The organism is Plantibacter sp. M259, from assembly GCF_006065115.1.
Taxonomy (GTDB): Bacteria; Actinomycetota; Actinomycetes; order Actinomycetales; family Microbacteriaceae; genus Plantibacter; species Plantibacter auratus.
In genome coordinates, this window is record NZ_CP040750.1 from 1,632,506 (window position 1) to 1,656,906 (window position 24,401).

The window sequence follows — 24,401 nt, forward strand, 5'->3', positions numbered from 1 at the left end:
GTTGACTGGTCGCCTGCACCACCAGACAGAAGGAGCACACATGCGCGCAGTCGTCATGCACTCGCCCGGCGACGTCCGGGTCGAGGACCGACCGGACCCCACCATCGTCGACCCGACCGACGCCGTCATCCGGCTCACGGCGACCTGCATCTGCGGGTCCGACCTGTGGCCGTACCGCGGGGTCGAGCCCGTCGACCACACGAACATGGGGCACGAGTACGTCGGTGTCGTCGAGCAGGTCGGCGAGGACGTGCGGACGATCGACGTCGGCGACTTCGTCGTGGGCTCCTTCGTGACCTCCGACAACACCTGCGAGATCTGTCAGGCGGGGTACCAGTCGAAGTGCGTGCACGCCGAGTTCGTGTCGGTCGCCGCGGGCACGCAGGCGCAACTCGCCCGCATCCCCCACGCCGACGGCACGCTCGTGGCGACGCCCGGGCAGCCGGACGCGGAGCTCATCCCCTCGCTGCTCGCCGCGTCCGACGTGCTCGGCACGGGCTGGTTCGCCGCGGTCGCCGCCGAGGTGGGGCCGGGGAAGACGGTCGTGGTCGTCGGTGACGGGGCCGTCGGGCTCATGGGCGTCCTCGCGGCCCGGGAGCTCGGGGCGGAACGCATCATCGCGATGTCGCGTCACGCCGACCGGCAGTCGCTCGCGCGTGAGTTCGGCGCGACCGACATCGTCGAGGAGCGCGGTGCGGCGGGGGTCGCACGGATCAAGGAACTGACCGGCGGTCTCGGCGCGCACAGCGTCATCGAGGCGGTCGGCACGGAGGAGTCCATGCTGCAGGCGATCCGCTCCACTCGCGGTGGCGGCCACGTCGGCTTCGTCGGCGTCGCCCACGAGGGTGTCTCGCTGCCGCTCGACGAGCTCTTCTTCGCCGAGGTGCACCTGCACGGTGGGCCGGCGCCGGTGCGACGGTTCCTCCCCGAGCTCATCCGGATGATCTGGGAGCGGAGGATCGACCCGGGGAAGGTCTTCGACCTCACGCTGCCGCTCGAGGACGCGGCCGAGGGGTACCGCGCCATGGACGAGCGTCGTGCAATCAAGGTGCTGCTGACGCTGTGAGCCCCGCAGCACCGACCACCTCGACGCCGGGTGCGTCGGCCGGTTCGTCGACCCCTCCCGCCGCCGGGACGCCGACCCGGATGCCCTGGTTCGCGCTCGCGGCCCTCGCCGCGATGGGGTTCGTCCTCGTGGCCGCCGAGACGATGCCGGCCGGACTCCTCCCGGTCATCGCCCGGGATCTCGACACGAGCGAGGGCCTGATCGGTCAGTTCATCAGTGTGTGGGCGCTCGGGACCGTGCTCGTGACGATCCCGGCGCTCGCCCTCACCCGTGGCATGCGTCGCAAGCCACTCCTCCTCGGCGCGATCGTCGGGCTCATCCTCGCGAACACCGTGACCGCCGTCGCCGGGGACGTCGTCGTCGCGCTGGTGTCGCGGTTCGTCGCTGGTGCGTTCTGCGGGGTGATCTGGGGCATGCTCGCCGCCTACGGTCGTCGCATCAGCCCGCCCGACCGGGGAGGCCTCGCACTGTCGATCGTGTCCGTCGGAGCACCCGCCGGACTGGCGCTCGGGACACCGCTCGGCGCCTGGCTGGGCACCGCGTTCGACTGGCGCTGGGCGTTCGGAGGGCTCACGGCGCTCGCGCTCGTCGTGCTCGTGTCCATCGCGGTGGTGGTGCCCGACGCGCCCGGGCAGCCTCGCTCGGCACGGCTCCCGCTTCGACGGGTGCTCGTCCTGCCCGGTGTCGCGGTCGTCCTGGCGGTGATCGTCGTCTGGATGCTGGCTCACAACACCGTCTACACCTACATCTCGCCGTTCCTTCGGGCCTCGGGCACGGCACTCGGGGCCGATCTCGTGCTGCTCGTCTACGGCGTCTCGTCCATCGCGGGCATCGCTCTCACGGCGGCGCTCATCGACCGGGCTCCGCGTGCGCTGCTCCACGGGAGCGTCGCGACGTTCGTCGCGGCGGGCGCGCTGCTCCTGCTCGGCCACGCGTCGATCGTCGCCGTCCTCATTGCGACTGTCCTGTGGGGCCTGGCGTTCGGCGGCTCATCCGCCCAGCTGCAGTCGGCGCTCACCCGATCGGGACGCGAGCACTCGGACGTCGCGAACTCCTTCCTGCCCGTCGCGTTCAATCTCGCGATCTTCGCCGGCGGCATCCTCGGGGCGCTCCTCCTCGACACCTTCGACGGCTTGAACCTCCCGGTGGTCATGATCGCCCTCGGGCTCGCTGCGCTCCTGCTCACGATCGTGGGTCGCCGCTCGGCCTTCGCCGCGGGGTGACGCGGAGGCCGAGCCGGCGGCGGCGGTCGCGTGAGACCATCGGGCATGGCTTCCATGGATGATTCACCACGGATCGGGGACCTCGAGGTCGAGGGCGACGCACTCACCGGCGACGGCACGACACTCTCGGAGCTGGCGGACGAACTGGCCTGCGGCGTCGACGACGCCACCGCTGAGGCCCCGTCGGATGGTTGGCGGGTGCTCCGCCGGCTGGAGAGCGGTGCGGTGTATCTCGGTTCGCCGGTCGACGCGGACCACCGGACCTGGCGCGTGGCACAGGTGCATCCGGGAGAGCAGCCTCCGGTGGTGCGCGTGCACCCGGACACGCTGGTCGTGCGCCCGAGCCGAGCAGAACGCCGACAGGGCTTGGTGCTCCGTTGGCCGCCGTTCGTGGAGGAGCAGCACGATCCGAGCGCGCTGGCGATCGACATCGTCAACGCGGGCACCACCAGATGGACGCCCGAGAACGAAGGATTCCGTGCCGTCGGTGCGCTCACCGCGCCAGGCGGAACCGAGTTCTCCTTCGGCTGGGTCAGTTCCGCAGCGGATCGTGCCGTCCCGCTCGACCCAGGGGAGTACGCCCGAGTCCCGGTGCAACTCCAGCTGCAGTCCGGCCCCACCTCACTGGAGCCCGGCCCCTATGACCTCCACGTCGTGGTCGTCGAACTCGGGCTCCGCCTCGCCGAGCCGCTCCGGGTCGAGCTGACCGCTGAGCTGGTAGCGCATCAGGTCGCCAAGCAGAACCGCCACCGGGCCGACCCCGCGAGCGAGCGCCGAGCCTTCGATCGACAGATCGAAGCAGAGCAGCTGCGAGTCGGCGCCCGCCGGTCCTGGCCGGAGATCGCCGAGGTGGTCGAGAGCGCGGTGTCGGACGACGAGGCGTTGGAGCGCATCGCGGCCGTCTTGGACTGTGAGCCGGAGCAAGCGACGTCCGTGTACGACTCCTCACTGCGCGCGATGGTCAGGGCGGACGCCGACCGCCGTGACGAGCGACTGCAGGAACTCATCCGACAACGCGACGCCCTCGGGTGATGCTTCGCCCGAGGACCTGAGCCCCTTAGACTCCCGCGCATGGGCTATGTCGGAAGCGATCTCTGGGAGCTACGGCAGCTCGTGGGGCATCGGCTCCTCGCGCTCCCGGGTGCGCAGGTGCTCGTGCTGGACGGCGAGGGGAACGCACTCTTCCAGCGGCGGATCGACACCGGCCTGTGGGAGATCCCGGCCGGTAGCTGCGAGCCCGGAAGCAGCTTCGCGCAGACCGCAGTCATCGAACTCGCCGAAGAGACCGGTCTGTCAGTGGACGAGCGCGACCTCGAGCCATTCGCCTGTCTCTCAGCCGCCGCGTTCCACGTCCTCGACTACCCGAACGGCGACCGGGTCCATGCGTTCGCGATGTGCTTCGTCGCACGCTTGTGGACTGGTTCGCTCCGCGCCGAGGTGGACGAGGTCGTCGAGTTCCGCTGGGCTCCGCTCATCGCCCCGCCCACCCCGACGCATGGGCCGACCGTGGAGGTCCTGCGCCTGTTCGACGCCTACACCGCGTCGGGAGCATTCCAGGCGGGATGACGCCGCGCTCCACGAGAGCGCAGTAGATGTCGCCTCAGACGGCGGATGAGCGCCGGTTGTGCGATCTCGGCGAGCGGGCCAGTCGAGGGAGGAAGACCGCGAGCCCGAGGAGGGCGACGCCGAGCCACGGGGCCACGGCACGGATGGCGGGGACCACCGGGCCGTCCTCGTACCAAGCGAGCGGGAAGCTGAGATTGGTGTTGCCCGCGGCATGCAGCGCGGCGAAGTCGAAGAGGACGACCCATTCCTGTGGATGCTTCACTCCATCGGTGTAGTCGGGTGCGATCGCAAGGACCGAGGGTTCGTCCGTGGTGACCGTCTCACCGGCAGCGGTGACCTCGCCCCGGTTGATCTGCCTATCGGTGTACTCAGGCAGCCCGGCGCTCAGCGGAACGTACATGCGCCATTCATCGGTCAGTGAGGCTTCACGCTCGTTCAGGTCCTCCGCACCATCCCGCCCGCTCACCGTCGCGATGAACCGTGCAGGAAGGTCGTCGGACAGGATGAGCTCGGACGGCTCGACGACCGGCACGCGGTCCGGGACACGGGAGCGAGTGTCGACGTCGATGAGCGTGAAGGTCCGATCACCACGCGAGTACGACCCGAAGCGACCGACCGGGCCCTGGAATCGTTCGAGCTCGACCTCGGTTCCGTCCGCGGTGGTCACGGTGATGCGGTCGGGCGCGCTGAACGCCGGCCCGTCAGCCGGCACGACCGGGAGGGTGAGCCCTGCCGCACTGGTGAACGCGAGCACCGCCAGCACGCCGCAGAGGAACCGGATGACGACGAGTTGATGGCGACGAAAGGTCTCCCGGCGGCCCCCGTCCGCCGCCGCGGCCTGTTTCTGAACCCGCTGGTCGCCCATAGATATCCCGTCCCCGTCCGACACCCTAGCGAACCCCGGGCGGTGAGGGACCGTTCCGCCGGATCCCGAGGAGGGTCAGCGCTCGCGCTCGCTCAGCCGGGCCGGATACGCTGGCGGGCGGGGCGAGACGACCGCTCGACCCACGAGGGGATGCCGGATGCTGACTGACGCACTCACCATCGTCCTGGCGGTCGTGTCGGCGCTGCTCCTCGGATTCGCCGCGCGGCGGGTGCTCGACGCCCCGGTCGGATGGCCGCGCAGCATCCTGGTCGGGCTCGTCGTGTTCGTCACCGGCCCACCGTTCGTGAACTGGCTGCTGCAACAGACCGGCCTGGTCCAACCGGGTGAGGCCGGAGATGCTCGGGCGGCCTTCGCAGCGGTCGCCGTCGCCCTCCTCGCGATCGGTTGGATCTTCGCGCTCGGGCTCGGTGTCCTCGTGGCCATCGAGGTCATCATCCCGACCCGGCCGTTGATGAACCCGATCGACGTCGTCCGCTCCGCGATCAAACGACGACGACGGACGAGGCGATACCTGCAGATCCTCACCATCGCGTCACGGCACGGCGCGGGCTGGCTCGTGCACGGCCGATCCCGCGTCCAGCTCGAACTCACCACGAGTGAGCAGCGCGCCAACGCGATCATCGCGACGATCAACGACTCGGGCGTCACCTTCGTGAAGCTCGGACAGGTGCTCTCAACGAGACGCGACCTGGTGCCCGAGCCGTACCTCAGCGCCCTCGCGTCGCTGCAGTCCGAAGCGACGACGCTGCCCTGGCACGAGGTCGAGGTCGTCATCGAGACCGAGCTCGGTGCGCCGATCGACACCGTGTTCGCGTCGATCGACTCCGAACCGCTCGCCGCGGCGTCCGTCGCCCAGGTGCACACCGCCGAGCTCCTCGACGGCACACCCGTGGTCGTGAAGGTCCAGCGACCGGCCGCCCGGGTGCAGGTCGAGGCCGACGCCGACATCGTCGTCCGCCTCGCCGAGCGCGCTGAGACGCACACCAAGTTCGGGCAGGACCTCCGCCTCGCCTCCGTCGCGCGGGCCTTCACCTCGACGCTGCTCGAAGAACTCGACTACCGGATCGAAGCCCGCAACGTGGAGATGATCCGCAGCACCTTGAAGCGCCGCGAGGAGCGCGACGAGGGCGTCCGGATCACGGTGCCACGCGTCTACCCGGCGGCCTCCGGTGCCCGTCTACTCACCATGGACCTCGTCGACGGGTTGCCGCTCAGTCGAGCGCGTGACCGGATCGCGACGATCCCCAAGGAGGAACGCGAGACCCTCGCGACCGGCCTCATGGAGGTCGTGCTCGAACAGATCCTCGTGCACGGGGTCTTCCACGCCGACCTCCACCCGGGCAACGTCATCCTCCGCGAGGACGGATCGCTCGGGCTGATCGACTTCGGGGCCGTCGGCGTCATCGAGCGCAGCCAGCGGCAGCGACTCACCGCGGTGATGCTCGCGACCGTCAGCGAGGACGACATCGCCGCGACCGACGCGCTCCTCCTCATCGTCGACCTGCCTGAGGACGCCGACCTCGACGCCCTGCGCCACGACGTCGGCATCGTCATCACCACCGAGCGTCACCGTCCGGGTGGCGACGGCTCGATCTTCAGCCGACTCCTCGACGTCATCCGGCAGCACCACATCGCGCTCCCCGGCGACCTCGCCGCCGCGTTCCGCAGCTTCGCGACCCTCGAAGGGTGCTTGAAGGCGCTCGACCCCGAGTTCGACATGTTCGAACAGGCCCTCCCGATGGTCCCGCGTCTCCTCCGCCGCTCGCAGTCCGTCCGGCAGACCGCGGTCACCCTGCAGGCGCAGGCCGCCGTCACCGCCGCGTTGGCCCGCAACCTCCCGCGTCGACTCGACTCGCTGCTGTCCGGACTCGAGGACGGGACCGTCGGCGTGACGCTGAAGGGCTTCGCTGATGAACCGGCGAAGGGGCTCGTGGAGGGCGTGACCGCTGAGATCGTCGGAACCCTGATCTCGATCGCCGCCCTGGTGATCGCCGTGGTCCTCGTCGTCACCGGTGCCGGCCCGGTCCTCCCCGGCGGCCTGCGGGTGTTCGATCTCATCGCGGCGTTCATCGGGTTCCTCGGCTTCCTGGGCCTGTTGCGAGTCCTCCGGCAGACCGTCGTCCGTCGGGGTCGGTGAGCGGAGCACCCCGCTGTTCACCTGACGGCACTACCGTGATCGGGTGAGCGACCCCCGACTGCAGCGACGCCTGGGCACGAGCGCCGCGGTGTTCATCGGCCTGGGCTCGATGATGGGCGCCGGGGTCTTCGCGGTGTTCCAGCCGGCTGCGCAGGTCGCCGGTGCTGGGCTCCTCATCGGGCTCGTCGTCGCAGCGGTCGTCGCCTGCTGCAACGCGATGTCCTCCGCGCAGCTCGCCGCGCAACTCCCCTCGGCCGGCGGCACCTACCTCTACGGCCGCGAACTCATCGGGCCGTGGTGGGGCTTCGCCGCCGGATGGAGCTTCGTGGTGGGCAAGACGGCGAGCGCCGCAGCCATGGCGGTCGCCTTCGCCGCGTATGCGGCACCGGCCGAGTGGAGTCGTCCGGTCGCCGCGCTCGCGGTCGCCCTGGTGGTCGTGACCAACTGTCTCGGGGTCACCCGCACCGCGACCGCGACCCGGGTGATCGTGGTGGCCGTCCTCCTGGTGCTCGCCGTGGTCGTCGGTTCAGGTGTCGTCGGGCCGGAAGCCGGTTCGACGGGGCTCGCGCCGCTCGGGTTCGACGCCAGTCCGCTCGCCGTGCTGCAGTCCGCGGGGCTGCTGTTCTTCGCCTTCGCCGGGTACGGGCGGATCGCGACCCTGGGCGAGGAGGTCCGCGACCCGGCCAAGACGATCCCCCGCGCGATCGGGATCGCCTTCGTCGTCGCCGTGGTCGTCTACACGGCCGTCGCCGTCGTGTCGCTCCTCACGCTCGGCCCGGACGGGCTCGCGAACAGCGCGCGACCCCTGGCCGCGGTGGTGGAGACGAACGGGTGGCCGTGGGCTGCGACCCTGGTGCGGCTCGGCGCGGCGGCGGCCTGTCTGGGAGCGTTGCTCGCGGTGTTCGCGGGCATCGGCCGGACCGCCTTCGCGATGGCGAGGACCGGCGACCTCCCGCGCACACTCGATGCGGTGCACCCGCGCTTCGCGACCCCGTACCGCGCGGAGTTGCTCGTCGGCGCGGTCGTCATCGTGCTCGTCCTGCTCGTCGACCTCCGGAGCGCGATCGGGTTCTCCTCGTTCGGCGTGCTGCTCTACTACGTGGTCGCAAACGTCGCGGCGTTCCGCCAGACGCGCGAGCACCGACGGTACCCGCGCGCGGTGAGTGTGTTCGGCGCCGTCGGTTGCGTGGTCCTCATGTTCACGCTGCCGCCGACGTCGGTCATCGTGGGCACGGTGGTCGTGCTCCTCGGCTTTGCCGGGCGGGCGGTGGCACTTCGACAGGCTCAGTGACCGGGCCCGGTCCCCGGTCCCTGAGCCTGTCGAAGGGCCGACACGAAGCCCGGAACCCGGCCCCTGCCCCTCGACACGCTCAGGATCCGCCTGTCGAAGGGCCGACCGGTTACAGCTGCGCGGAGAGGCGGAAGATGTTCTCGACGGCCAGTTCGGCGGCGATCGCGTCGCCGGCCTCGACCGCCTCGCGAAGCGCCGGGTAGCCCTGCTCCTTGGCGGCCCAGTCGGTGTTCTCCTCGGTGCGCGTGGCGGAGGAACGGTAGGTGAGGCCGTCGATGATGTCCTTCGTCGCCGCGACGAGGGTGGCGTTCGGGCACGCGGCGATGAACGCGTCGAAGAGCTCCCAGCTGAGTCGCCCGTGCTCGGCCATGTCGCGCTGCTCGACGACCACGATCACCTGGTTGATCGCGCGGACGAGCGCCTTCTTCTGTGTCGCGCCGAGACCGGGGACGGTGACGCGGACGATACCGCCGAGCATCGCGCCCAGCGTCTGCATGACCTCGGTGCGCTGTGCCGGGTCGGGCAGGGCGACGCGGGTGTACCGCTGTGCGGCCATCTCGATGAGGCCGACGCGGGCGAGGTCGTTGAGGGCCTCGCGGATCGGCGTGCGGGAGATCCCGAGCCAGGACTGCAGTTCGCCGTCGTTGAGGTGCTCGCCGGGCTCGAGGGTGCCGTCGAAGATGGCCGTGCGGATGCGCTCGACGGCGACCTCGCGGAGTGAACGACGCTCGACGGGTGGGTTGGCTGAGGGCACGGGCATGCGAGATCTCCTTCGTCGGCGAATGCTATGCCGTCAGCGTACCGAATATCAGCGGATCCACCCGGGGTTGACGCGAGATTCGACGACACCTGACGGGCGCGTCCTCGTTCGGACGCCGTGTCGACCTCCCTCCGCGGCTAGTCCTGGGGGATGAGCGGGATGATGTCACGGCTCGGCGGCACGACCTCGCCACTCTTGCTGCCGCCGATGACCTTGCCCTCCGGGCGGTCGTAGACGAGGTCGAACTCGGTCTCGTCGGTGCGCACCCACGCGCCGATCCAGCCGGTCGCCGTCTCACCGGCCGGTGTCGCCTGGAGGAGCGAGTAGCCGGCGGACGCCATCGGGGCCTTCAGCTCTTCGGGCGTTCCGAGGCCGAGCGTCACGTAGTCGAGGTTGACGGCGCGGGTGGTGACGGAGACCCGGTGGGGGAAGACGCTGCCGCCGTACTCGTCGCCGGCTTCGAGTCGGACCTGGACGAGCATCGGACGCAGGCCGCCGGTGGTGCCTGCAGGCGCCGGGAAGTCGTCGACGATCGCGAGGGCGGTCACCTTCGTACCGTCGACGTCGTCGGTGAGCGTGTGCTCCTGGAGGCGCGTGCTCGGCGGCTGCGACACCGACGGCGTCGGCGAGGCGGACGATCGATCCGCGTCCGACGAGGAGCCGGTGGAGCAACCGGTGAGGGCGATGGCAGCGATCGTGAGAGCCGCGGCCAGGGTCGTTCGACGAGAACTGATGCGCATGACTCAATCCTGTCAGACGCGCCTCGGTGCGTTCCGTCGCCGGAGGACGCTTCCGAACGACACGGTCGGGCTCCGTAGGCGTGCCGGGGCGGCCTTCTCGGAGAACCGGCGAGGGGCGCTCCCGCTGCAGCCGCTCAGACGGCGCCACCGAAGTAGACCTCGACCTCCAGGACGGTGCCGTCGACGACACGAGTCGCCTCCAGGTTGCGGTACGTCTTCCCTTGCACGACGTACTCGTAGCGGTGGAGGACGATGCCGTCGGTCTCGACGATCTGGAGCGTCACGCCGAGGGTGTCGAAATGGTCGGCGCTCGGGAAGCAGCGTTCGAGCCACGTCGTTCGGTCGAGGTGGTCGTCCTGCGGGCTCGTGAAGACGAAGTCCGCGTGCATGAGCGCCTCGGCAGCAGCCCGATCCTGCTCGCGGAACGCCCGCATGAACGCCAGGACCGTGTCGATCGCCGATGAACGCATGCGGTGATCCTACGCGCGGGCCTCGCACTGCGGTCGGGGAAGGTGTCCGCGTAGGGCCATCGACACCTTCAGGGACCGGCTGCCGGCGTTTCGCTCCCCGGGTCGGTCGCGGGCCCGCTTGAACCTCCCGCAACGCTCTTCGACAACCGCGGCGACTCGTTCCCTGGGCCTGTCGAAGGGCCTACGAGCGACCTTCCCGCCACGCCGCGACAAGCTCGGCGACCGTGTCACGGCCGTTCCCTGAGCTTGTCGAAGGGCACCCCGAGCAAGCATCAACTGTCGGATAAATGCGCTGATCAGCGGCTGATTCGGTGCGCGTTCGAATGTCAGTGGTCCGTGTTTGGATGGATCCATGACCAGCACCGCGCCGAACCCGCTCGCCGCCGCCGCGGCCGGGTTCGATGCGGTGTGGCAGGGCGCGCTCGATGCGATCCGTCCAGGCTCGGGTGTCGCGGAGCAGCTCGAGAACCTGAACGACGAGGCGGTCCTCCGGGTCCTGGACGAGCTCGGTGCCGTGCAGCACGCGGTCGAGGTCCTCGCCGCCCGCGTCGTCGGTGCGATCGCGTTGCGCCCCTCCCCTACCCGCCGCGACGACACCCTGGTGCGGGCCGCCGGTTACGCGAACCCGGGCGTCATGGTGTCCGAGCGGTGGCGGGTGGCACGCGCCCGAGGCGCGGCGATCGCCGAGGTCGGAGCTGCCATCACGCAACCGCGCGGTTTGCTCGGCGAGTTGGAGGAGTGCCCGTTCCCGGCGGTCGCTGCGGCGCTCGAACCGGCACCCGGTTCCGACGATGCCACCACCGCCCAGGCCGACGGACCCAGCGGATCATCCTCATCGGCCACCACGGATGGTGACGCGTCCGCTGCTCACGGCAGCCCACCGGCACCCCTGAGCGTCGATGGTGCCGCGGTCATCGTCCGGGCGCTCCGCAACGCCGGCCGCATCTGCAGCAGAGGCGAACTGGACGCGGCGTCGGTGATCGCCATCGAGCACGCCGGATACGCGCCCCTGCAGGACGTCACCCGCATCGCGAAACTCGTCCGCACCCGCCTCGACCAAGACGGCCGCGAACCCCGCGACGAACTCCTTCGCCGCGCAGAACGCTGCACCATCCACGAACTCCCCACCGGCATGACCCTCCTCCGCGCCGAGCTCGCCCCAGAAAGCGCCGCCTTCATCCGCGCCGGCCTCGACGCCCTCATCGGCGCCACCCACCGCAAACCCCACTTCATCAACCCCGACACGGCCGACCCCGCCGACCAACCCGACGGGTCAGGTCACCCCATGCCCGACGGGCCGTCACTCATCCCCATCGACCGGCGACGCGCCATCGCCCTCACCGAGACCTTCCGACACCTGGCCGGCTGCAGTGGCGCCGCCACCGAACTCACCCCCGTCACCGTCATCATCCGCACCGACCACGACACCCTCGAAACCGGCATCGGTGCTGCCACCATCGACGGCATCGACGAACCCATCGGAGCTGGCGCCCTCCGCCGCCTCGCCGCCGACGCCAACCTCATCCCCGCGGTGCTCCGCGGACCATCACAGGTCCTCGACCTCGGCACCAGCACCCGCCTGTTCTCCCGCGGACAGAAACTCGCCCTCGCCGAACGCGACGGCGGCTGCGCCTGGACCGGCTGCACCCACCCACCCTCCTTCACCGAAGCCCACCACATCCGATGGTGGTCCCAAGGCGGCCCCACCAACCTCGACAACGGCATACTCCTCTGCCCCTTCCACCACCACCGCATCCACGACGACCACTGGACCATCCGCGTCCAAAACGGCATCCCCTGGTTCATCCCACCCAGCCACATCGACCGCCACCAAACCCCCATCCGAGGCGGACGCATCCACCTCGCCGCCTGAACCCGGGGCACCCCTCTGCCTCCGCACCCACCTGCCCTTCGACAAGCTCAGGGAACGACACGGGAACCACCCTTCGACAGGCTCAGGGACCAAAACGGGGACCCAGCACACCCGGACACGCTCAGCGACCGACGCCGTCCTCGACAACCCGACCACCCCGGCCCTGAGCCTGTCGAAGGGCACACGAACAACCGTCATACCTGCCCTTCGACAAGCTCAGGGACCGAAACGCGAACCACCATGCCTCAACAAGCTCGGGGACTGGCGCCGTATCGACAACCCGGCCACCCCGGCCCCTGAGCCTGTCGAAGGGCCCACGAGCGACCTCCTGCCCTTCGACAAGCTCAGGGACCGACACGGAAACCACCCTGCCTCGAACACGCTCAGCGACCGGACCACCCGACCCCCGAGCCACTCGAAGGGCCCACGAACATCCGTCGCACCTGCCCTTCGACAAGCTCAGGGACCGGGGACACCTGCTCGGGGGCTGGGAACTCCGGCTCAGGGATCGGGGGTGCTGCCTCGGACCGGGGCGTCAGCTCGAGGAACGGGGAGAGCTCAGCTCAGGCGCTCGGCGCCGCGGTCGACTCCCGCACGATGAGCTGCGGCACCGAACGCACCACGCCGACGGAGTCCGCATCGCTCAGCACCTCGAGCAGCGTCGACATGATCGTCCGCCCGAGCGCCGGGAAGTCCTGCCGCATCGTCGTCAGCGGCGGCGCGAAGTGCTCAGCTTCCGGGATGTCATCGAACCCGACGACGCTCACATCACCCGGCACCCGCAGGCCCCGCTCCGATAGCGCGTGGATCACCCCGAGCGCCATCTGGTCGTTCGCCGCGAACACGGCCGTGAACAGCCCACCGACCCGTTCACCGGACCGTCCGTCGTCATCGTCTCCGACCCCGAGGTCTGCCACGAGCTCCCGCCCGAGCCGGAACCCGCTCGCCGGCGTCCAGTCGCCCACCAGCGGCTCGCGGGCGACGAGCCCGTGCTCGGACAGCGCATCACGCCACCCACGCACCCGCTCCAACGCGTCCACCGAATCCACCGGCCCCGCGAGATGGACGATGCGGCGATGCCCCAACCCGACGAGGTGATCCACGAGGATCCGCGCCCCCTGGTACTGATCGATGGAGACACGGTGGAACCCGTCCCGGTGAGTCGACTCGACCGCAATGAGGGGCACCCCCAGCTCGATCCCGCGCACCGCGTCGAGCGCCCCACGATGCGCGGCGATGAGCACGATCGCCTCGGCGTTCTGCCGCAGCAACAGGTCGACGGCCTGCCGCAGCGACGCCGGATCCGACTCCAGCATGCTCGCCATACTCACGGCATACCGGGCGTCCCGTGCGGCCTCATTGAAGCCGAGCGCCGTACTCGACGGCCCGTAGTCCGGCCCACCGGTCGTGATGAGGCCGATCGTCCGTGAACGGCGGGTGACGAGTGACCGTGCAGCCTGCGAGGGCGTGTACCGCAGCTGCGCGATCGCCTGCTCGACCCGCTGCCGCGTCGCGGGGCGCACGTTCGGCAGATCGTTGAGCACCCGCGACACGGTCTGGTGTGAGACTCCGGCCAGACGCGCCACATCGAAGATCGTCGCGACCCGCGCCTTCTCGTCGTCGTTACCCACCAGCCCCACCGGCTCCCACCTGGCGACGTCCGCACGTCTCGCTCAGAGCAGCGTATCCGTCGATTCACGACGTGGTCGCGCTCTCCGTCGCACCTCCAGCGGTTCGTCAGGTCCGCCGCATGGGCACCGCTCCCCATCGCGGGTGGACAGCCGACCTCGGTACCGTGATGGACGAGCCGCCGGTCGCGCGGGTGCCGCGTGATCAGCTGCGCGTCGCGACCGACACCCGAAGAGGAGCACACATGATCATCTGGACCCGTTGGGGCATCGTCGTCTTCCTGATCTTCGGGCTCTCCGTCGGCGCTGGCTTCCTCATCAAGGCGATCGTCTCACCCGACGGCGGATCGGCGCAGTCCGGGGTGTTCGTCGGCATCGGATTCCTGCTCGGCGCCGTCGCGTGCTGGGCCTTCGGGAAGTTCGCGCTGGCGAAGCTAGATGCACCGCGGCCGGTCGTCGTGTGGCAGCAGCTCGCGCAGCCGTACGTCAACGAGCACGGCATCACCGTGAAGCAGGAGGCCGTGCCCGTGCGCCACCCGCAGACCGGCGAGCAGCTCTACAGCCGCCCGAGCTCCACGCTCTTCTTCATCCCGGTCCGCTTCTGGGCGTACGTCATCGCCGCGCTGGGTGTCGTCACGATCGTCGTGAACGTCGTGCGCGGCTGACACTCAGCCCTGGCGACCCTTCCACCGCGGGTTCAGCTTGTTGATGACGAACACCCGGCCGCGGCGGCGGACGATCTGCGACCCCGGCTTGTCCTTGAGCGACTTGAGTGATGCGCGGACCTTCATGGCGACCTCCTGGTGATCACGATGCGTGCTACCTTGTTGAGAACCATTCTCAACAGAACGCACTGTAGCACCCATCGACCAGGAGAACCCGCCGTGACCAGGCCTCGCATCCCGCTGACCGTGACGCTCGTCCTCGGCACCTGTCCGCCGGAGCGTCGCACCGTCGCCCGACAGGTCGCCGGACGATCCGCGGCACTCGTCACGATCGAGCGGCAGGACGACGCCGAGAGCGCTCACCCTGACATCGACGACGCGATCGACGCCGTCGCGCGACACCCGCTCGCTCCCCGGCACATCGTCCTCGATTGCGGGAGCACGGTCCGCCCGGTCGACGCAGCCTCCGCCGTCCTCGGGCACCGCGACACGGCCGTCCTGGACGCTGTCGTGACCGTCGTCGACGCAGCCCATCTCCTGCACGACCTCCAGGACGACGAGTACGTCACCCACGACGAGGACGGCGACACGGCGTACACCGCACGGTCGATGATCACCGTGGAGCAGCTCGAGTACGCGGACACCATCGCCGTCGCAGGCCGACGCGGCGTGACGCACGAGCGACTCGCGGTGCTCCTCGCCCTCCTCAGCCACCTGAACCCGACGGCGCTGACGCGGATGGTCGAACCGGTCGCGGCCCGACCGCGCGCCACACCCGGCGCTCCGGCGACCGCGAGCACCCGTGAGCCGCTCGCGCGCTACCGGGACTCCCCGTTCGAACTGGACCGCTTCAGCACCTCCCCCGGGTGGATCGCGATGCTGAACGGCGAGCACCGGCCGTGGGTGGATCACGACCGAGTGACCACCCTGCGGTTCGACAGCCCCCGACCGATGCACCCGGAACGACTCCTCGCGTGCTTCGACGGACCGATCGAGGCGGGGCGGTTCGGCCAGGTCATCCGTACGGCGGGGTTCCTCGTCCTCGCGACGCGCGCCTCCCGCGTCGGCGTCCTCCAACACGTCGGTTCGATGATCGATCTGGAACCCACGTCGTTCGAGACGAACGACCCCGGCGCACCGCTCGGTCAGGAGCTCGTCGTCACCGGGATCGACCTCGACGAGGTCGCCATCACCGCCGCCCTGCACGCCTGCACCCTGACGGACGAGGAACTCCTCGCGGGGCCTGCGGCGTGGGCGCGCTACCCGGACGCCTTCACGCCATGGAGCACCACCCACGAGCACTGAGCAGCCGGCCCGTCAATTGCCCGGAACGGTTCGGATCCCGGTCGATTTCGTGCAGCTTTGGGCGACTCAGTGGATCTGAGCGCTCACCCACTCCTCGCGCACGAACCGCACGAACTGCTCGACGGCGGGAGACACCGCCCGGGCCCGGCTGGTGGCGACACCGATCACCCGGACCGCCTCGTCGTCGAGCGGGACGAGCACGACGCCCTCCATGCTCGTGGAATCGGGAAGGACGGCGATCCCGACCCCGGCACGCACGAGACCACGGAGCGTCGACAGCTCGGACACCTCCATCGTCACCCGGGGGACGACGCCGTGCCGCGCGAAGTACGCGTCCGCGATCTGCCGGAGCCCCGAGTCCGTCGTCATCGCGAGGAACTCCGTCTGCTCGAGGTCGGACGCCGCCAACGACGTCCGATTGGCGAACGCATGCCCGACCGGCACACCCAGCGCGAGCCGCTCGGAGGTGAGCGGACGCCACTCGATGTCCGGATCACGCGGTTCCGGGCTGAGGAAGGCGACGTCGGCCGAGCCGGAGCGGAGCGCGTCCAGCACGCTGTCGGCCTTCCCGCCGTCGAGGACGAACCGGATGTCCGGCAGCAGCTGGCGGTACTCGCTCACGATGCGCGGGATGAGCCAGCCGCCGAGGGACGAGACGTAGGCGATGGACACGAGGCCGGCCGAGGGGTCGCGGAGCTCGTCGATCCGCGACTGCGCGTTGTCGAGCTCGGTCTGCGCCCGGAGTGCGTGCACGAGGAGGATCTCGCCATACCGGTTGAGTTCGAGCCGGCTGCGGTGACGGTCGAACAACTCGACCCCGGCGTCCGCCTCGAGCCGACCGATCGCCCGCGTGAGCGTCGACTGGGAGATACCGAGCGCCTCAGCGGCGTACGGGACGTGACCGTCTTCGGCGAGCGCCCGAAGGTACGCGAGTTCGTCGATCCTCATGCCCTCATGATGCCGCACCGGCGAGCCCGGCTGGGGCGGCACCTCGACAAGCTCGGTGACCGGATGAGGCTCGGTGACCGGGCGCGCTAGCGTGGTGCAGTGATCCGCAGACCGCGACCGAGCCAGGCGGCGACCGGCGCCCTCCTCGTCCTGGCCGGACTCGTCTGTCAGGAGCTCGGCGCGTCGATCGCGGTCACGCTGTTCCCGCAGGTCGGTCCGATCGGCATGGTGACGCTGCGGCTCGTGTTCGCCGCGCTCATCCTGCTGGCCGTCGCCCGCCCGGCCCTTCGCGGACACCCGAGGAGCGCCTGGGGATCGGCGGTCGGTTTCGGGGTCGTCCTCGCCGCGATGAACGTCTGCTTCTACCTCGCATTGGACCGCATCCCGCTCGGCCCGGCGGTGACCCTCGAGATCCTCGGCCCGCTGGCACTCAGCGTCATCGCGGGTCGTCGATGGACGAGTGCACTCTGGGCGGGCGTCGCCCTCGTCGGCGTCCTCCTCCTCGGAGGGGTGCTCCTCCACAGCGGACCGACGGCGGCACTCGACCCGCTCGGTGTCGTCCTCGCGCTCGCCGCCGGCGCCCTCTGGATCGGCTACATCCTGCTGTCGGCGCGGACGGGGACGGAGTTCCCCGGTCTGAACGGTCTGGCGATCGCCGCCGCCATCGGCGCCCTGGTGACCATCCCGCTCGCGGCCACGACCGCCGGCACCGCCCTGTTCGATCCCGTCATCCTCCTGCTCGGGCTGGGTGTCGCCGCACTCTCGTCGGCCGTGCCGTACGCGCTGGAGTTCGTCGCCCTCCGCCGACTCAGCGCCGCGACCTTCTCGATCCTGCTCGCCTCGGCCCCGGCCATCGCCGCGATCGCCGGGCTCCTCGTGCTCGGTCAGGAGCTCACGACACCGCAGTGGCTCGGCATCGCCTGTGTGGTCGGTGCAGGAATCGGCGCCGTGCTCTCAGCCCGGCGCGGTCGTGCGCCCGAGGCGCAGCCGAGCATCGCGCCGAGCTGATCCCGCCGGATCCACCCGCCCGACGAGAGTTACATAGGTTAGGCTTGCCTTAATCATGAGCACTCGTCCTCGTCTCCGTCGCGCCCTCGTCGCCGCACTCGCAGCCCTCGCGATCGGCCTCGCCGGCTGCACGGCGACGGGAGCGGCACCGGCGGACGCCGATCCCGCCCGGTGCGAAGCGTCGACCACACCACTCGGGTCACTCACGCCCGTCGCCGACCCGAAGGACTGGACCGGTCCATCCACCGCCTGCATGGCCGACCCCGGCATCACCGCGGTCACCGACGCCCCAGAGCAATCGCTCCCGGTCACGATCGTCGACAACCAGGACACCGAGGTCACGATCAGCGACACCAGCCGAATCCTGGCCCTCGACCTGTCCGGATCGCTCGCAGCCACCGTGTTCGGTCTCGGGCTCGGTGACTCCGTCGTCGGCCGCGACACCTCCACCGGGTTCCCGGAGGCCGCCGACCTCCCCCTCGTCACGCAGAACGGCCATGAACTCAACGGCGAGGCCATCCTCGCGCTCGAGCCCACCGTCATCCTCACCGACAGTTCGATCGGCCCCTGGGACGTCGTCCTCCAGATGCGCGACTCCGGCATCCCCGTCGTCGTCCTGACGCCACAGCGGAACCTCGACAACATCGACGACCTCGTCACGCAGGTCGCCGCGGCGCTCGGTGTCCCGGCGGCCGGTGAAGCGCTGAACGCTCGGATCGCCTCCGAGATCGCGGCGACGATGACGGACATCGAAGCACTCGCTCCGGCCGACCCCGCCGACCGTCCACGGGTCATGTTCCTCTACGTGCGCGGGAACGCAGGGATCTACTACATCTTCGGTGAGGGATCCGGGGCCGACGCGCTCATCCAGGCACTGGGCGCCGTCGACGTCGCTGACGAGATCGACTGGCAGGGCATGCGCCCCATGACCGCCGAAGCACTCATCGATGCGGCGCCCGACGTCCTCATCATGATGACCAAGGGCCTCGAGTCGGTGGACGGTGTCGACGGACTCCTGGAGCGCATCCCCGCCGTCGCGGAGACCCCGGCGGGGCAGCACCGACGGGTCATCGACATGAGCGACACCGAGGTCATGAGCTTCGGCCCACGCACGGCCGCCGTCCTCGACGCGCTCGCCCGCGCCCTCTACGCGCCCACCACCGGCGCCCGGCGGACGAGGAGCCGTGACCCGCTCGGCCCTCGGCGGCAACCGCACCGGGGCACCACTCGACATCGATCCGGAGGTCCCCGGCGCACGGTCGCTCCGGTCGGGCGCGCTGGCGGTCACCCTGCTCGTCGCGCTCATCGCGCTCGCGCTGATCTCGGCGGGCAGTGGGCAACTCCACGTGCCACCCCTCGAGGTCCTCGGCTCGATCATGCACCGGCTCGGTCTCGACATCGGACCGATGCCCAGCCACGCGAACGGGGAGAGCGCCCTGTGGAACATCCGCTTTCCACGCGTCGCCATGGCGCTCGTGATCGGGGCGGCGCTCGCAGCGGCCGGCCTCCTCATGCAGGCGATCTTCGGCAACCCACTCGCCGAGCCCGGCGTGGTCGGCGTCTCCGGTGGGGCGGCGCTCGGCGCGTCGGCGACGATCGTCTTCGGCTGGGCCTTCCTCGGGGAATGGACGGTCGCCGTCACTGCGTTCGTCGGCGGACTCGCGGCAACGCTCATCGTCTACGCGATGAGCCGCGCGAACGGGCGCACCGAGGTCATCACGCTCGTCCTGACCGGCATCGCTGTCAATGCGGTGACCGGTGCCGGGCTCGCGTTCCTCACCTTCCTCGGCGACACCGCCGCGCGCGAACAGATCGTCTTCTGGCAGCTCGGCAGCCTCAACGGCTCGCGCTGGCAGCAGTTCGGCATCGTCCTCCCCCTGGTGCTCGTGGGGCTCGTCGTCGCGTTCGTCGTCGCGAAACAGCTCGACCTGCTCTCGCTCGGCGAGAAGAGCGCCAGGCACCTCGGGGTCAACGTGGAGGGACTGCGGATCCTCGTGATCCTCGTCGTCGCCCTGCTCGTGGGCGCGAGCGTGGCGTTCGCCGGCATCATCGCCTTCGTCGGGCTCGTGATCCCGCATCTCATGCGCATGATCATCGGCCCGGCCCACCTGCCACTGCTCGTCGTCAGCACCCTCGGTGGGGCCGTACTCCTCCTCGGGGCCGACCTCGTGGCACGCACCGCCGTCCCGCTCGCCGACCTTCCGATCGGCATGCTCACCTCCCTCGTCGGCGGACCGTTCTTCTTCTGGCTGCTGCGACGGACCCGCCGGTCCTCGGGAGGCTGGGGATGAGCGTGCCGGTCGTCGGCCGGCGCTTCGCGGTCCCCGAGCCCCTCCGACCCGGCGAGCTCGCGATCGAAGCCTCGAGCGTGGGCGTCGTGATCAACGGGAAGCGCATCCTCCACGACGTGACCTTCGACGCCCGCGCGGGCGAGGTCCACGCGCTCATCGGGCCGAACGGCGCTGGCAAGTCGACCCTGCTCGCGACGATCACGGGTGACCAGACGCTGGCCGAGGGGCGCATCGCCGTCGCGGGCCGGCCGCTGCAGGCCTGGTCGGCCCGCGAGCTCTCGAGGCGGCGCGCGGTGCTGTTGCAGCACAACGACGTGTTCTTCCCGTTCACCGTGCAGCAGGTCGTCGAGATGGGCCGAGCGCCGTGGCAGCGGACCGAGCTCGAACGCGACGACGACGAGGCCGTCGCGGCCGCGATCGCGGAGACGGACATCGCCCGCCTGTCCGGCCGTCAGGTGCCGTCGCTCTCGGGCGGCGAGCGCGCACGGGCGGCACTGGCCCGGGTACTCGCGCAACGGACCGGCATCCTCCTGCTCGACGAGCCGACGGCGGCACTCGACCTCCGACACCAGGAAGACGTCCTCCGGCTCGCGCGCGAAGCGGCGGCCGCGGGTGACGCGGTGATCGTCGTGCTGCACGACCTCAACCTCGCCGCAGCCTACGCCGACCGGATCTCGCTGTTGCAGCAGGGACGGCTCGTCACGACCGGGAGCCCCGCCGAGGTCCTCACGGCGGAGCGGATCACCGAGGTCTACCGATACCCGGTCGAGGTTGTCACGCATCCGACGAGCGGCGCGCTGGTCATCCTCCCCATCCGCTGAAGCTCCTTGCGGCCGGGCTCCAGTCACGCGGGTCGGCACCCCGACAGGCTCGGCGACCGGATCGCGCAGGACAGCGAGTAGCGCGAATGCGACAACGAGCAGACAGCGGGGAGGGCCGCCCCGCGAACGGGACGGCCCTCTCGTGTCAGTCGGCCGTGCGGCCGCCGGGCGGTCAGACCGCGGCCACCTGCGTCTTCCGGCGACGCGCCAGGAGCGCGAGGACGAGGCCGGCTGCGAGGAGCAGCCCACCGGCGAGGAACGGCACGGCGGCGTCGGCGCCGGTCGAGGCGAGGACCGCGGTGGTCGTCGTCGTGGTGCCGTCGGGGTTCGTCACGACCGTGACGGTGACGGTGAACGCCGCCGTCCCGATGAGGACTCCGTCGGCATCGAGGACTGCAAGCGTGTGATCGCCCGCCTCGAGGTCGGACGGGACCGTGAAGCTGACGGTCCCGTCGGCCGCGACGAGCGCCCAGCCGAGCCACTGCGGCTCAGAGAACGCGTACGCGCCGAGGTACTGTCCGGCGTGCTGCGTGCCGACCGAGACCGTGATGACGTCGCCGTCGATGCCGGTGATGTCGATCCCGGGGGCCTCGGCGAGCGATGCGGCGTCCGGTGCGGTCGGAACCGTGCCGGGGACCGTGAGCGTGACCGACGCCACTGCGCTCGTGACCGTGCTTCCACCCGATGCGCCGGGCGCCGAGGGGACGTCGTTCGAGACGATTGCGCGAACCTGCTCGCCGTTCCGGACGTCGACCGAAGCGATGGTCAGTTCGGCGCTCGTGGCGCCGTCGAGGTCGACCCAGCCGGTGGAACCGAGCGCGAGATGCTGCCACTGCACGGCCACGTCGTCGCCCGCCGTGACCACGGCGAACACCGTGTCCTCGCCGTGTGCGACGGACACCGACGCGGGCTGCGCCGTGATCGATGCGGGGACCCCGAGCGTCAGGGTCGCCACATCCGAGGTGACCGGATCGCCGACGCCGTTCCCGACGACCGCGCGGAACCGCTTGCCGCTGTCACCGTCGGCGTAGACGACCTCGAGGGTCGTGCTCGTCGCGCCGGTGACGGCGGACCAGCCGTCCGCTCCGACGCCACGCTCGAACCACTGCACCGACGGCGCCGGGGCACCGGTCACGCCGACCGAGAAGAACACCGAGGGCGACGCGGCACCGACAGGCGCCGTGACGGAGACGGGCTGCGACACGATCGCCGCCGCAACCGGGATGGTCGTGTCGACGGCGAGCCCGACCGGTGCACTGGTGACCGAGAAGACCGAACCGTCGATCTCGGTCGGGATGGCCCCGGTGACGACGGCACGGTACTGGGCGCCGGCGTCCTGGGCGGTGGTGACGACCTCGAGGCTGGTACCGGTCGCACCGGCGACGTCGGTCCACCCGGTCGCGCCGGCGGCGAGACGCTGCCACTGCACCGCGGCGGCATCACCGGCGATCCCGACGGTGAACGTCGCGGTCTCACCGACCTTCACCGATGCGGCGGACGGCTGGGCGGTGATCGACGCGGGTGCACCGACCGTCAGGGTCGCGGCCTCCGAGGTCGCGGAACCCGCTGCGTTGGACACGACGGCGCGCACCTCGGTGGCGTCGTCCGCCGCCGTGTACGGCAGGGTCAGCGTGGCTGCCGTAGCCCCCTCGATCGCGACCCAGTCCCCACCGGCTGCGCGGCGTTCCCAGACGACCGTCGGCTCCGGCGAACCGGTCACGGTGACGGCGAATGAGGCGACGGGCGAACCGGTCGCGGGTGCGATCGGCGCGACGACGTCGGAGGGCTGCGCGGTGATCGCCGGAGCGACCTGCACGACCGGCTGGAGCTCGACCGAGAACGACAGCGGCGGCTTCATCAGGTTCAGACCGGTGCAGGAGGTCGTGTAGTAGTGCGCACGCACCGAGGACGGGACGAAGTCGATGTACGCGCTCGGCCAGGAACCGCTCACGCCGGGCGTCTCGCAACTCACGTTCTTGACGACACCGTCGACCACGTAGTCGCGGCCGGCGTAGTCGGGGACCGCGACGAGGACGCCGTCGACGACGGAGACGCTCGAGTAGGTCGCGAGGTCGATGCGGGTCGGCCCCACCGCCGGGACGGCGTTGCCGCCCATGTCCTTGCCGGCGGGGATGAAGACCTCGAAGCTCAGGGTGCCGGTGCCGTCGGGAGCCGTCGTGAGGATCGGGTCGCGGAAGGTCTCGTTCGGCGCGCCGAACTGCCCCTGGTACGCGTTGAGCACCCAGTCGCCGGTCTCCCACGCGATCTGGCCGACGCCGGTCGTGGGGTCGATACGGCCGGTCCCACCGGTGAACTGCGCCAGCGTGAAGGTCTTGCCTGCGTCGGCGTCGAGGCCGGAGACGGCCTTCCCGTCGCGCTGCAGGAGCTCGACGTGTTCGCCGGTCGCGTTCTGCGACCAGGCGCCGAAGACACCGGTCTGCGCGTACCGGCTGTACGCCCACTTGAGCGAGGCGTTGGACACGTCGATCTGGGCGGCTGGGTCCAGCACCGTGACGACGGCGTTCTCGGACACGACCGGCTGTCCGGCAGCGTTGTCGACGGTCACGCGCACGAGCGCTCCGGTCTGGCTCGCTTGGAAGGCCAGCGTCAGCGTCGGTGCATCGGTCGGCTGGGCCGTCCAGGTCGCACCGCCGTCTTCGCTGAGCTCCCAGCGGTAGCTGAGCGGGCCGTCACCCGCGGCCTCGACCGTGAAGGTGGCCTTGCCTGCGTCCTCGACGGTGACGCCTGCGGGCTGCTTGGTGATCGACGCGGGGACGACCTCCGGCGCCACGGGGGCGACGGTGTAGGAGACGCCCAGCGGGGTGGTCGGCTTCGCGGCGTCCGCTGCGCCGCCGGACGAGTACCAGTACGACGCCATGCCGGTGAGGACCTGGAAGTCGACGAAGGACTGCGGGAAGGATCCGGCGTTCGCCCCGGTCGTGGACTGCGGGACGCCTGACTCCGGCACCGAGACGACCGTGCCGAGGTAGTCGGGCGTGACCGTGAAGCCGGTGTCGGTGACGTCGACGCCCGAGAGGGTCGCGATGACGACGCCGGCCTGCGGCTCGAGGACCACGAAGAGGTTCGGGTCGTCCATGCTCGTGCCGTAGCCGCTCAGCGTCGCGGTGACGACACCGGTGCCGTCGGCGTCGACCGTGAGCTTCGGGTCGGACGCGGAGAACTGCGTGAGCCCCTGGTAGTACGCGGCCGTGAAGGTGCCGTCCCACTGGATCTCGGCGGTGCCGGCTTCGACGTCCACCGTTCCGGTGCCGCCGGAGATCGCGACGCGGTTGTCGCTGTAGTTGGCGCTGGACGGCGGCGTGATCGGTCCGCCGGTCGCGGTGGTGCGGAGGCCGGCCCACGTGGACGGGGCCCAGGTGCCGTCGGCCTGCTTCTTCTGGATGGCGACGTTGCCGTCGGTCTGCTTCCATTCGCTCTCGACCACGGTGTCGGCGCCGCTGGTCTTCGCGATCTCACCGGCGGACAGCAGGTTGATCGCGCCGGGCTGGAACGCTGAGTTGTTGGACTCGTTGTTGATGCCCCAGGTGAAGACGGCGTCATCGATCGTGGACTCGGCGGCCATCGCGGCCGGTGCGGCGACGATCGAGCCGAGGGCCACGACCGAGGTGGTGACGAGGGCGGTGACGGCGGACCTGAACGGTCTCCGCCGCCAGGCGGGTGGTGGGGCTGTGGGCCGTGCAGACAAGGCGATCTCCGGTGTGT

General features: G+C 70.5%; 20 protein-coding genes and 1 pseudogene. 13 read left to right on the plus strand and 8 right to left on the minus strand.

What is annotated here, in order from left to right:
* Positions 1-40 precede the first annotated feature (40 nt).
* The 4 genes from FGL15_RS07510 to FGL15_RS07525 are packed head-to-tail and all read left to right on the plus strand — an operon-like array spanning position 41 to position 3,855.
* Complete coding sequence (locus FGL15_RS07510) at positions 41-1,066, plus strand: zinc-dependent alcohol dehydrogenase family protein (protein WP_138945571.1); 1,026 nt, start codon at positions 41-43, stop codon at positions 1,064-1,066.
* Entirely contained in the window at positions 1,063-2,289 is a 1,227-nt protein-coding gene (locus FGL15_RS07515; protein ID WP_240773848.1) for an MFS transporter, read from the plus strand. Before FGL15_RS07510 ends, FGL15_RS07515 begins: the two co-directional genes overlap by 4 nt.
* A 54-nt stretch (positions 2,290-2,343) precedes the next feature.
* On the plus strand, positions 2,344-3,321 hold the full coding sequence (locus FGL15_RS07520) for a hypothetical protein (protein ID WP_138945572.1): 978 nt from the start codon (positions 2,344-2,346) through the stop codon (positions 3,319-3,321).
* Positions 3,322-3,360: 39 nt separating this feature from the next.
* Positions 3,361-3,855, plus strand: a complete 495-nt coding sequence (locus FGL15_RS07525) for an NUDIX domain-containing protein (protein WP_138945573.1) — start codon at positions 3,361-3,363, stop codon at positions 3,853-3,855.
* A 34-nt stretch (positions 3,856-3,889) separates the two neighbouring features.
* Here the strand turns inward: FGL15_RS07525 and FGL15_RS07530 are convergent, their stop codons facing one another.
* A complete protein-coding gene (locus FGL15_RS07530) occupies positions 3,890-4,744 on the minus strand; it encodes a hypothetical protein (protein ID WP_138945574.1) in 855 nt (284 codons plus the stop codon).
* Between the two features lie 133 nt (positions 4,745-4,877).
* Here FGL15_RS07530 and FGL15_RS07535 point away from each other — a divergent pair, with 133 nt between their 5' ends.
* Both FGL15_RS07535 and FGL15_RS07540 read left to right on the plus strand, forming a co-directional pair.
* Positions 4,878-6,878 carry an AarF/ABC1/UbiB kinase family protein gene (locus tag FGL15_RS07535; protein ID WP_138945575.1) on the plus strand — a complete coding sequence of 667 codons (2,001 nt, stop codon included), beginning with the start codon at positions 4,878-4,880 and terminating at the stop codon, positions 6,876-6,878.
* 43 nt (positions 6,879-6,921) lie between these two features.
* The gene (locus FGL15_RS07540; protein WP_138945576.1) at positions 6,922-8,169 is read left to right on the plus strand and encodes an APC family permease; all 1,248 of its coding nucleotides are present in this window, start codon (positions 6,922-6,924) and stop codon (positions 8,167-8,169) included.
* Positions 8,170-8,278: 109 nt separating this feature from the next.
* On the opposite strand, the gene FGL15_RS07545 is transcribed toward FGL15_RS07540, so the two are convergent.
* The 3 genes from FGL15_RS07545 to FGL15_RS07555 form a co-directional block, all read right to left on the minus strand.
* Positions 8,279-8,929: a GntR family transcriptional regulator gene (locus FGL15_RS07545; protein ID WP_138945577.1), complete on the minus strand. Its 651-nt coding sequence runs from the start codon at positions 8,927-8,929 to the stop codon at positions 8,279-8,281.
* Between the two features lie 137 nt (positions 8,930-9,066).
* Positions 9,067-9,669, minus strand: coding sequence for a hypothetical protein (locus FGL15_RS07550; protein ID WP_138945578.1), 603 nt, complete (start codon positions 9,667-9,669; stop codon positions 9,067-9,069).
* Positions 9,670-9,803: 134 nt separating this feature from the next.
* The gene (locus FGL15_RS07555; protein ID WP_138945579.1) at positions 9,804-10,139 is read right to left on the minus strand and encodes a nuclear transport factor 2 family protein; all 336 of its coding nucleotides are present in this window, start codon (positions 10,137-10,139) and stop codon (positions 9,804-9,806) included.
* Positions 10,140-10,491: 352 nt separating this feature from the next.
* Here FGL15_RS07555 and FGL15_RS21340 point away from each other — a divergent pair, with 352 nt between their 5' ends.
* On the plus strand, positions 10,492-12,012 hold the full coding sequence (locus FGL15_RS21340) for an HNH endonuclease signature motif containing protein (RefSeq protein ID WP_138945580.1): 1,521 nt from the start codon (positions 10,492-10,494) through the stop codon (positions 12,010-12,012).
* A gap of 563 nt (positions 12,013-12,575) precedes the next feature.
* On the opposite strand, the gene FGL15_RS07565 is transcribed toward FGL15_RS21340, so the two are convergent.
* On the minus strand, positions 12,576-13,643 hold the full coding sequence (locus FGL15_RS07565) for a LacI family DNA-binding transcriptional regulator (protein WP_138945581.1): 1,068 nt from the start codon (positions 13,641-13,643) through the stop codon (positions 12,576-12,578).
* Between the two features lie 242 nt (positions 13,644-13,885).
* Between FGL15_RS07565 and FGL15_RS07570 the strand changes: the two genes are divergently transcribed.
* Positions 13,886-14,305: a hypothetical protein gene (locus tag FGL15_RS07570; RefSeq protein ID WP_064294781.1), complete on the plus strand. Its 420-nt coding sequence runs from the start codon at positions 13,886-13,888 to the stop codon at positions 14,303-14,305.
* 3 nt (positions 14,306-14,308) lie between these two features.
* Here the strand turns inward: FGL15_RS07570 and ykgO are convergent, their stop codons facing one another.
* Positions 14,309-14,431, minus strand: coding sequence for a type B 50S ribosomal protein L36 (gene ykgO, locus FGL15_RS07575; protein WP_056010578.1), 123 nt, complete (start codon positions 14,429-14,431; stop codon positions 14,309-14,311).
* Positions 14,432-14,524: 93 nt separating this feature from the next.
* Here ykgO and FGL15_RS07580 point away from each other — a divergent pair, with 93 nt between their 5' ends.
* Entirely contained in the window at positions 14,525-15,610 is a 1,086-nt protein-coding gene (locus FGL15_RS07580) for a GTP-binding protein (protein WP_138945582.1), read from the plus strand.
* 66 nt (positions 15,611-15,676) lie between these two features.
* On the opposite strand, the gene FGL15_RS07585 is transcribed toward FGL15_RS07580, so the two are convergent.
* The gene (locus tag FGL15_RS07585; RefSeq protein ID WP_138945583.1) at positions 15,677-16,558 is read right to left on the minus strand and encodes a LysR family transcriptional regulator; all 882 of its coding nucleotides are present in this window, start codon (positions 16,556-16,558) and stop codon (positions 15,677-15,679) included.
* 99 nt (positions 16,559-16,657) lie between these two features.
* Between FGL15_RS07585 and FGL15_RS07590 the strand changes: the two genes are divergently transcribed.
* From FGL15_RS07590 to FGL15_RS07605, 4 genes and pseudogenes are all read left to right on the plus strand, one after another.
* A complete protein-coding gene (locus FGL15_RS07590; RefSeq protein WP_240773850.1) occupies positions 16,658-17,566 on the plus strand; it encodes a DMT family transporter in 909 nt (302 codons plus the stop codon).
* A gap of 253 nt (positions 17,567-17,819) precedes the next feature.
* Positions 17,820-18,584, plus strand: a pseudogene (locus tag FGL15_RS07595) (hemin ABC transporter substrate-binding protein); the annotation flags it as partial.
* Between the two features lie 214 nt (positions 18,585-18,798).
* A complete protein-coding gene (locus tag FGL15_RS07600) occupies positions 18,799-19,857 on the plus strand; it encodes an iron ABC transporter permease (protein WP_138947234.1) in 1,059 nt (352 codons plus the stop codon).
* Complete coding sequence (locus tag FGL15_RS07605) at positions 19,854-20,678, plus strand: heme ABC transporter ATP-binding protein (RefSeq protein WP_138947235.1); 825 nt, start codon at positions 19,854-19,856, stop codon at positions 20,676-20,678. The genes FGL15_RS07600 and FGL15_RS07605 overlap by 4 nt, the downstream gene beginning before the upstream one ends.
* Before the next feature lie 172 nt (positions 20,679-20,850).
* On the opposite strand, the gene FGL15_RS07610 is transcribed toward FGL15_RS07605, so the two are convergent.
* Positions 20,851-24,384 carry a hypothetical protein gene (locus FGL15_RS07610; protein ID WP_138945584.1) on the minus strand — a complete coding sequence of 1,178 codons (3,534 nt, stop codon included), beginning with the start codon at positions 24,382-24,384 and terminating at the stop codon, positions 20,851-20,853.
* Positions 24,385-24,401: the final 17 nt, after the last annotated feature.